This window comes from Fibrobacter sp. UWR4, from assembly GCF_003149045.1.
Classification (GTDB): domain Bacteria; phylum Fibrobacterota; class Fibrobacteria; order Fibrobacterales; family Fibrobacteraceae; genus Fibrobacter.
On record NZ_QGDU01000021.1, the window covers coordinates 52,927 to 61,337 of the forward strand.

7 protein-coding genes are annotated in these 8,411 nt (G+C 49.2%); 4 read left to right on the forward strand and 3 right to left on the reverse strand.

The window, feature by feature from the left end; genetic code table 11:
- Positions 1-32: 32 nt before the first annotated feature.
- A complete protein-coding gene (locus BGX12_RS10010; protein WP_233246355.1) occupies positions 33-1,523 on the reverse strand; it encodes a hypothetical protein in 1,491 nt (496 codons plus the stop codon).
- A gap of 130 nt (positions 1,524-1,653) precedes the next feature.
- Between BGX12_RS10010 and BGX12_RS10020 the strand changes: the two genes are divergently transcribed.
- Positions 1,654-2,250 (forward strand): fibrobacter succinogenes major paralogous domain-containing protein, encoded by a 597-nt coding sequence (locus tag BGX12_RS10020; RefSeq protein WP_146249984.1) that lies wholly within the window; start codon positions 1,654-1,656, stop codon positions 2,248-2,250.
- Between the two features lie 23 nt (positions 2,251-2,273).
- Here BGX12_RS10020 and BGX12_RS10025 read toward each other — a convergent pair whose 3' ends face one another.
- On the reverse strand, positions 2,274-3,245 hold the full coding sequence (locus BGX12_RS10025) for a hypothetical protein (protein WP_109735928.1): 972 nt from the start codon (positions 3,243-3,245) through the stop codon (positions 2,274-2,276).
- Between the two features lie 100 nt (positions 3,246-3,345).
- Here BGX12_RS10025 and BGX12_RS10030 point away from each other — a divergent pair, with 100 nt between their 5' ends.
- Both BGX12_RS10030 and BGX12_RS10035 read left to right on the forward strand, forming a co-directional pair.
- Positions 3,346-4,677 carry a sugar MFS transporter gene (locus tag BGX12_RS10030; protein WP_109735929.1) on the forward strand — a complete coding sequence of 444 codons (1,332 nt, stop codon included), beginning with the start codon at positions 3,346-3,348 and terminating at the stop codon, positions 4,675-4,677.
- Positions 4,678-4,753: 76 nt separating this feature from the next.
- Positions 4,754-7,060: an ATP-dependent helicase gene (locus BGX12_RS10035; protein WP_109735930.1), complete on the forward strand. Its 2,307-nt coding sequence runs from the start codon at positions 4,754-4,756 to the stop codon at positions 7,058-7,060.
- Here BGX12_RS10035 and BGX12_RS10040 read toward each other — a convergent pair.
- Positions 7,046-7,627 carry a phosphatidylglycerophosphatase A gene (locus BGX12_RS10040; RefSeq protein ID WP_109735931.1) on the reverse strand — a complete coding sequence of 194 codons (582 nt, stop codon included), beginning with the start codon at positions 7,625-7,627 and terminating at the stop codon, positions 7,046-7,048. The genes BGX12_RS10035 and BGX12_RS10040 overlap by 15 nt on opposite strands.
- 418 nt (positions 7,628-8,045) lie before the next feature.
- Between BGX12_RS10040 and BGX12_RS10050 the strand changes: the two genes are divergently transcribed.
- Complete coding sequence (locus BGX12_RS10050) at positions 8,046-8,306, forward strand: hypothetical protein (protein ID WP_109735933.1); 261 nt, start codon at positions 8,046-8,048, stop codon at positions 8,304-8,306.
- The last annotated feature ends 105 nt before the right edge of the window (positions 8,307-8,411 follow it).

The window sequence follows — 8,411 nt, forward strand, 5'->3', positions numbered from 1 at the left end:
CGGGGCCTTTTTTATCGTTCTAACAGTCTACATTAGAAGCTGAATACCATTTCAGCGCCCATGCGGAATGCGACATCGTCGTCATCGTTGTTGTCGCCAACGGGGATGTCGAACATACCGGTAGCCATGATGGACAGGTTTTCAACCGGTTCGATATAGACGCGAGCACCGAGATCCAGGGTGGAGATGTCTGCGTCGTCATCCAGGGTGTTGGTGTGGAATTCAACAGGAATACCGATCTTGATGAATTCTGCGAACTTGAATGCAGGTTCTGCATAGGCGAACATGTATTCCGGAACGTCGTTAGCAACTTCGTTACGGCCCAGGTCGTCGTTAGACAGGAATGCATAGAAGAAGGAGGTCTTGATCTGGAAGATGGATACTTCGAAGCTGGGTTCTGCCAAGATGGTGTGTGCAGCAGAAGTCATGTCAACGTTGCCACCGTCAGCCAGGTAGTCAGCATGGAAGCCGTAAACTGCGCGGAAGCTGAAGCCACCGAGAGTAAGGCCTGCGTCGATACCAGCATGGAGTTCGTTGTGTTCAGCTTCCTGGTAGGACTTGTAGTCTACGTACGGACGGAGGTGCTGACCAGCATAGTTGAATTCATATGCCAAGTGGAGGTTGTAGTTGGCATCGTCATCAGCAGCAACGCGGAAGTCGTTTGCGTTACGAGCAAAGCCGAAGCCCAGTTCGAGACCGGCAAGGCCGATCTGCATACCGCGGATGTCATGTTCCTTCATACCTGCGGCGGTGTAGGTCGGATCGTCATAGTCGTAGTAAGCCTTGAATGCGCCTTCCATGAAGGTCAGGTCGCCCACCTGAACGTAGAAGAAGTCAGCCGGCTGATACTTGATCCATGCGCCGTTGTAGCCAACACCAGCGTTTTCAGCTGCTGCGTCAGCTTCGAGGCCAACGAAAGCGGTCCACTTTTCGTTGAACTTAACGTCGAAGTTCAGGTCGACGGTAGTAGCATATTCGTGCTTCAGGTCGCCATCTGCAAAGATATCGTTGGTGTAAGCATCCAGTTCAACTTCACCGGACATCTTGACTTCCATGTTAGCCTTGGAAGTGCCTTCGTTCATGGAAGCCTTCAGAGCGTCCATTGCGTTGCCAGCTGCATTTGCAACTTCGGAAACGTCGGTGTTTTCTGCGGGAGCAGCTTCTTCAGCCTTCTGAGCTTCGGCAGCAGCCTTTTCTTCTTCAGCCTTCTTAGCTTCAGCAGCGGCCTTTTCTTCTTCAGCCTTCTTGGCTTCAGCAGCGGCCTTTTCTTCTTCAGCCTTCTTAGCTTCAGCAGCAGCCTTTTCTTCTTCAGCCTTCTTGGCTTCAGCGGCGGCCTTTTCTTCTTCGGCCTTCTTGGCTTCATCGGCCTTGGCTTCTTCAGCAGCCTTTACAGAGTCTGCCTGGGCAACAGCCGGAGCTGCTTCCTGTGCGGGAGCTGCGGCGGGAGCTGCAGCGGGTGCCTGTGCAAATGCGCCAGCGGCTGCGAGGCCGAGAGCGATTGCGGAGAGCTTCATCTTGTTCATCTCTATCTCCTTGAGATTTGTTATTGTGAAAAACACAATGCAATTTAGTTACTTTTTACTGATTTTTGAACCCCTTTTTTTCAAAAAATCGCCTATTTTCAGTTGTGAAATAATTTTGTATCTTTTTGATATGCAACGAGTTTACGACATTTGTCCGTTTTTTACATGTTCCGTTATAGGTTTTTCCCTGCTTGTAACTTCCGTATGGGCGCTACCCCAGACGGGTACGTTTAAGGATAACCGAGACGGGAAGACGTATAGGACCGTAGTGATCGGTTCCAAGACCTGGCTTGCGGAGAATTTGAACTATAAAACCAAGAGTGGCAGTGAGTGCTACGACGGAAACGAGGCGAATTGCGCGAAATTTGGCCGTCTTTACACCTTTGAAGCCGCCCGAAAGGCCTGCCCTGCAGGCTGGCATCTTCCTGAGAATGAGGAATGGACCTGGTTCAAGACCTTTATTGAGGACAGTGATGGTAAGGAGGCCGCCTGGATGAGCCTGAAATCCCGTGACAAGTGGGACGGCTCCGATCGATACGGTTTTGACGTGGTTCCTGGAGGCAAGGCTACCGATGGATTTATGGATCTGGGGATTTCCGCCCATTTCTGGAGCGCAACGGAAGAGGACGGTGACGCCTTTGGCTGGCACCTTGCTCCTCCAGGGGATTTTTCCCGTGATTTTGACATTAGCACCAATATGTACTCGGTGCGTTGTCTAAAAAACTAGACTAGACCGCCTGCTTCACTAAATTAGAACTTGTGGTTCCAGCTGAAGGCAATTCGGTAGAAGGACCATTCACGACCGCTCTTGACCAGGAGCGGTTCTTCGTCTGAGTTTTCGTGCATGGTGGCAAAGCTTCGACCGCCTTCGAAGGTAATGAGGCTCATGAGGGAGTTCTTGTAGTTGAGCCTGAAGTTCATTAGGAGGCTCAGGTCGATCCACATGAAGTCCCCATCAAAAGCGCGGTAGATCTTGTTGTAGTCTGCCGGATCGTAGTGTCCGTAGAATTCGGCCATGACACCCACCATCTGGAGGATGATTGGCATCTGGTAGCCAAGGACGCCGGTAATGTAGTACTGCCAGCCGTTTGCCTCGCCGGGGAATACTTGCCAGCACCAGATATCGCCGTCATCCACGCCGGTAATCCCTTCGTAAATCCATTTGTAGGTGGCCTGCATGACCACATGGCTCCAGTCCCCGCTAATGAGGGCGCCGGTATCGAACTGGAAGGTGGCAGATGCCCAGTAATCATAATAATAGTGGGCGAAGGGGGTAAGACTCTTGTATTCCTGTTTCTTCAGGCTATAGACGCTCATTCCGTCAAAGCCGAGAGGATTCCAGCCTGTACCGATGGATCCGCCTGCAGAGAATACCAGGAAGGGAACCGGGGTAAAGTCCAGGGATACCAGGGGGCGGACAGAAAGAGGGGAAAGCTCAAAGGTGCCGTTGAATTTCAGGTCGGCGTCCTTCAGCAACCAGTGTTCGCCCAGGGGTGTGGGGAGGGTGTAAGTGGCGTTGAAGCGGGTTACGGCCTTTGCGCCGCTGAATGGGCCATTCAATCCTGCGAAGTGGTCGTCTCCGGTTTCGTAATCCACGTCGGTGTAGATTGCGGCGACTGTGGTAAGGGACAGGGAAAGGGGATTCTTCTTCTGGGTGTCGCCCTCTTCGGCAAAGAGTGCAATGGGCAACAGGGACAGGGCGAGCAACTTCTTGAAATTCACGGGGTATACCTTTTTTTTCTGAACCTTCTTGCTCTAAAAGATAATTTATCAAAAAAAGAAAAACATGCTAATTTGATGGATTTATAGTATAATTCAAAATATGGTTTTCCTTCTGATTGTCATCTACGTCGCCTTTATTGGTCTCGGGCTGCCCGATACCATTCTTGGTGCTGCCTGGCCGTTGATGCAGAAGGACCTGTCGGCCCCGTTATCTGCTGCGGGATTGTTATCCATTATTGTAAGTGTCGGAACCATCATTTCAAGCTTGTTTACTCCCGGATTGGTTTGCCGGATGGGGACGGGTAAGCTGGTGGTGTTCAGTATTGCCTGTACGGCGGTTGCGGCTGCCGGGTATGGAATTTCCCAGACATTCTGGATGATGTGCCTTTTCGCCATTCCGATGGGGTTAGGTGCTGGTGCCATCGATGTTTCCTTGAATAATTTTGCCGCCATTCATCTGGAATCCAAACATGTGAACTGGCTTCATGCTAGCTGGGGTGTGGGGGCTTGCCTTGGACCTGCCATTTTATCCGCTTCCGTATTTTTGGGGACGGGCTGGCGTGGCGCCTATGAATTGAATGCGGTCTTACTGGGCGGGATTGTTCTGCTAATGATTTTTTCCCTACCGCTTTGGACACGGACGGAAAAGCGGAAGACACCAGATGTTGCGGGTAGTGCGAATCGTAACAAGCCAGAACCGGAAGAAATTTCCCTTCGGGCAGCATTGTGCGTTCCAGGAATGAAGTTATCCTTTTGGACGTTCTTCTTCTACTCCGCACTGGAAATTTCTACAGGGCTTTGGTGCGGTACCTACCTGGTTGCCCGTGGTTTTGATCCTGGGGTAGGGGCCCTTGCTGTTTCCATGATGTTTGCAAGCGTCATGATTGGACGTGTTGTCAGTGGCTTCTTTGCCATCCGCTTTACGGATATGCGCCTAGTCCATGCGGGAATCGCCATCGTGATTGTGGGCTGCTTCGCCTTGATTTTGCCCTTGCCTCTATGGTTTACTCCCGTGTGCATTTGCCTGTTGGGGCTAGGTTGCGCTCCTGTCTATCCTTCCCTGATTCATGCTACTCCCGCTCGTTTTGGAGAGGTTCTTTCGGGACGGGCCATCAGTATCCAGATGGCGGGTTCCTATGTAGGTTCAGTCCTGATGCCTCCTACATTCGGATTTGTTGCGTCCCATTTCTCCGTAGCGCTTTGGCCGGTGGCTCTGGCTTTTTTTGTGGGAGGGCTTCTGGCCTGCGTCTGCCTGCTGGATTTTGTAACGCGAAAAAAATTGAATAACGCTTTTGCGGCTGAGCGCATTATGGATGTCTTGCACCAGTTTTCCCAGTTGGAGGCTGCCCGCAAGAGGATGCGTAAGGAACGCAGGCGGGCCAAATGGAAAGCCAAGCAGATTCAACTACAGAAAGCTCGTAAGAAACTCTAGTGTTTTGGGGGAGTTTCTGCGGATAAGGTCTAAAATCTCTTGACGGATACTGCACAAAAGTGTATCTTTGTGCGGTATGGATTTGCTTTCAAAACTAGATACAGAACAGCGTGAAGCTGTAGAGACTACGGAAGGTTTCGTTCGCGTCATTGCGGGCGCCGGTTCCGGCAAGACCCGGACGCTGACCCACCGCTATCTGTATCTGGCAAAGGAGCTGGGGATTTCCCCATCCAATATTCTTTGCGTCACCTTTACCAACAAGGCCGCTGGCGAAATGAAAAGCCGTATTCGTACCATGCTGAAGGGGGACGATTCCGGATACATTTCCACCTTTCACGGTTTTTGCGTCCAGTTCCTGCGGGAGGATATCCATGTCCTGAATTATCCCAAGGAATTCATGATCCTGGATGAAGATGACCAGAAGGCCTTGATTAAAAAGTCCTACGCGGAGCTGGGCTTGCATCTGAACGATCTGAAAATCAGTAGCGTCATGGATTTTATAGGGGGACGCAAGGCCAACGAGACGGATTATGTATCCCTCTTTGCCGAAAAGAATGGGGAAGATTTGCTGGAACTGATCGAATCCGCACCCGATAAATGGCATAAGGTTTACTACCGCTATCTTTATGAACAGCGGAAAAATTTCGCCCTGGATTTTGATGACCTCATATTGGTGACGCTCTATATTCTGAAGCGCTTTCCGGAAAAGCTTGAAAAATGGTCCAAGCGCATGATGTATATCATGGTGGACGAGTTCCAGGATATTGACGGCCAGCAGTATCAATTGGCGGAACTGCTCAGCAGCTACCATAAGAATCTTTTCGTGGTGGGGGATCCGGACCAGACCATCTATACCTGGCGTGGTGCGGATGTGAACCGTATTCTGGATTTTGATCGTCACCACGATGGATGCAAGACTATTCTCCTGCAGAACAATTACCGTTCCACCCCCAGTATTCTGAAAGTTCCTGATTCAGTCATCCGGAATAATGAATTTCGTATCCAGAAGGTTTTAAAGCCTGTACGCGCAGGTGGCAAGACTCCGGTTTTCTATCACGCCAAGAATACCCGCAAGGAAGCGGAATGGATTGTGGAACGCATCCAGCAGGCAGTGGAAAACGGGGTGGATTACAAGGATATTGCTGTTCTTTACCGCATGCATTCCCAGTCCCGCTCTGTAGAAGAAGCCTTGATGAGTAAGGAAATCCCTTACAAGGTTTATAGCGGTATCGGTTTTTACCAGCGCCAGGAAGTGAAGGATGTTCTTTGCTATTTGCGTATGCTGGTCTATGGCGATGACCTGAGTTTTATGCGTGTGGTTAATACGCCTAAGCGCATGTTTGGCCCCAAGAAGCAGGCCATACTTGCAGCCTATGCCGAACGCCGCGGGCTCAATCTTTACGACGCCCTATTGGAAATTTATGTGGCCGCTGCCGCCGAAGATGCCGCGGTAGAGAATGATTCTGTCAAGCCGGATCTGGATTGTTCCGCTTTCATGTCCCGTACGAAAGTCGGGGCGTTTGTCCAGCTGGTCGAAAAGTACCGTAGTGCCTATAAGGATATGGCCGTAAGCGACGTATTGACCAAGATGCTTCGTGAGTCGGGCTACGAGGAAATGCTCCGCCTGGATGGGGACGATGACCGCCTTAGTAACCTTGCTGAATTAAAGCAAGGCGTCATGGAGTTTGAAAAGAATTTCGAGGAAGACGCCACGTTAGATGAGTACCTGCAGAATATCGTATTGTTCACGAATGCCGACACTGATGGTTCCGCAGACGCAAATTCCGAAAATGGGGATGCCGCCGAAAAGTCCCGCAAGAATCGCGTCCAGCTTATGACGATCCATAACGCCAAGGGGCTGGAATTCCCCTATGTGTTTGTTTGCGGATTGAACGAGGGATGTTTCCCGGTGAAGCGCGTGAAGAACAAGATCCAGCTGGAAGAGGAACGTAGGCTTGCTTACGTGGCCCTGACCCGTGCGGAAAATGTTCTCTGCATGAGTGATTCTGAGGATAGCGCCGGTGGCGATGCCCAGTGCCGTTACCCGTCCCGTTTCCTGCTAGAGATGAACATGGATGACTTGGATGTGGTCCAGGGCTTTAGCGACGAATGGTACCAGGCTGCCAAACAGCATATTGCGGAGGTTGATCGCAATCGCGAACTTGGGGAAGGTCTTGACCTAGATGATTCAGGCGTGGATGGAGTTTCCGGCAAGAAGGCGCCTGTGGCAAAATTTGCGGAAGGTGACCGTGTGGTCCATAAAATAATGGGCGCCGGTACCGTAGTAGGCATCGACGCCGAGAATTTCTATTACGAGATCAAGTTCGATAAGATCGCGACCCACAGGGCCATTCAGTTTGACTATCCTCTAGAGGCCGAATAGGGCTACGATTACGAACATCAGTATTCCAGCGTACACACCGCCTAGCAAGTCATCTGCCATAACGCCCCATGCTCCGGGGAAGGCTTCGAACTTATGGATACCCAGGGGCTTCAGAATATCGAAAAAGCGGAACAGGGCGAATGCGATTCCCAAAATCCAGGGGTGTGCCAGGATGCTTGCCGTGGAAACGAAAGCGACGGACATGAAAATACCGCAAACTTCATCAATGACGATCCAGCCTGGATCTTCAGTTTGTGTATCCTTCATGGCTTTCTTCACGAAAGGGATGGCGGCAAAGAAGACGAAGAGGGCGGCGGCAAAAAAGGCGATGTTCAAGCCAGCGCTGTATCCCGCGAAAGTCAATTCCGGGCATCCGATCTTTGCAAACAGCAAAGCCATAGGGTAGGCTACGATAGCGGCTGCCAAACTTCCCATGGTGCCGGGAGCCTTGGGGCTCATTCCAGAACCGAAGAAGGTACAAATCTGTGCGGAAACAAAATCCGTACCGCGCCACTGGTGAGGCACACGCTTCTTGCCGTATTTTTCCCTAAGCTCTTCCTTGTTCATGCCGGCAAATATAGTCAAAATTCCATAAGGATAAAAATCAAAAAAAACAAAGACTATTGCGAATACGAAAAGAGTGTATATTTATACCGTATTTAATAAGTTTGAAGAGGATGTTAAATGAGATTTTTACTAGTGACCCTCATTTATGCAATTCTGTTTTTCTCAGATATTTCAATGAATTTTTTTGAGAAGATATTATTTGGTGGAATATATGTATTGTGTTTTCTGATGGAAATTTGGGGGATAATTATCAACCGGAAAATGGGTATATTTAAAATGTCAAAAATCAACAAGTCCAGCTTGGATAATACAGAAGAGAGATGACAGTCAAAAATGCTCATTTTATTACTAATTCTATCACTGTATTTTTTTATAGAAGCTCTAGTTAAAAAAGAAACAAGACTTTGGGGCAGTTCTGTTGTTACAAAAAAACATCATCCAAAAACATATAGAATATATTTGTTTTTTTATTTTGTTCTTGTGTTGTGATGTTTATGAAAAGGCTCAAATTTTTGTTGGCGAAAAATATGAACAGATTGGTAAAATTGGTGACTTTATTAGTGGTGCTGTGGGTGGTCCTGGACCAGTTACAAGTACGACTAGAGGAGGTACTATTGAAGGAGGAGCTGCTCTTATAAGGGGCTTTGGTGAAGAAGCGTATAATGAGTTTGAAAAATAGTTTTTTTATTGGCTCTTCATCAACATGTGTGGGTGGCTTCGCCACCCTTTTTTGTTGACTTTCGCCTAAATTAAACAAAAAATGGGCTATTTTCTAAAATTTAAT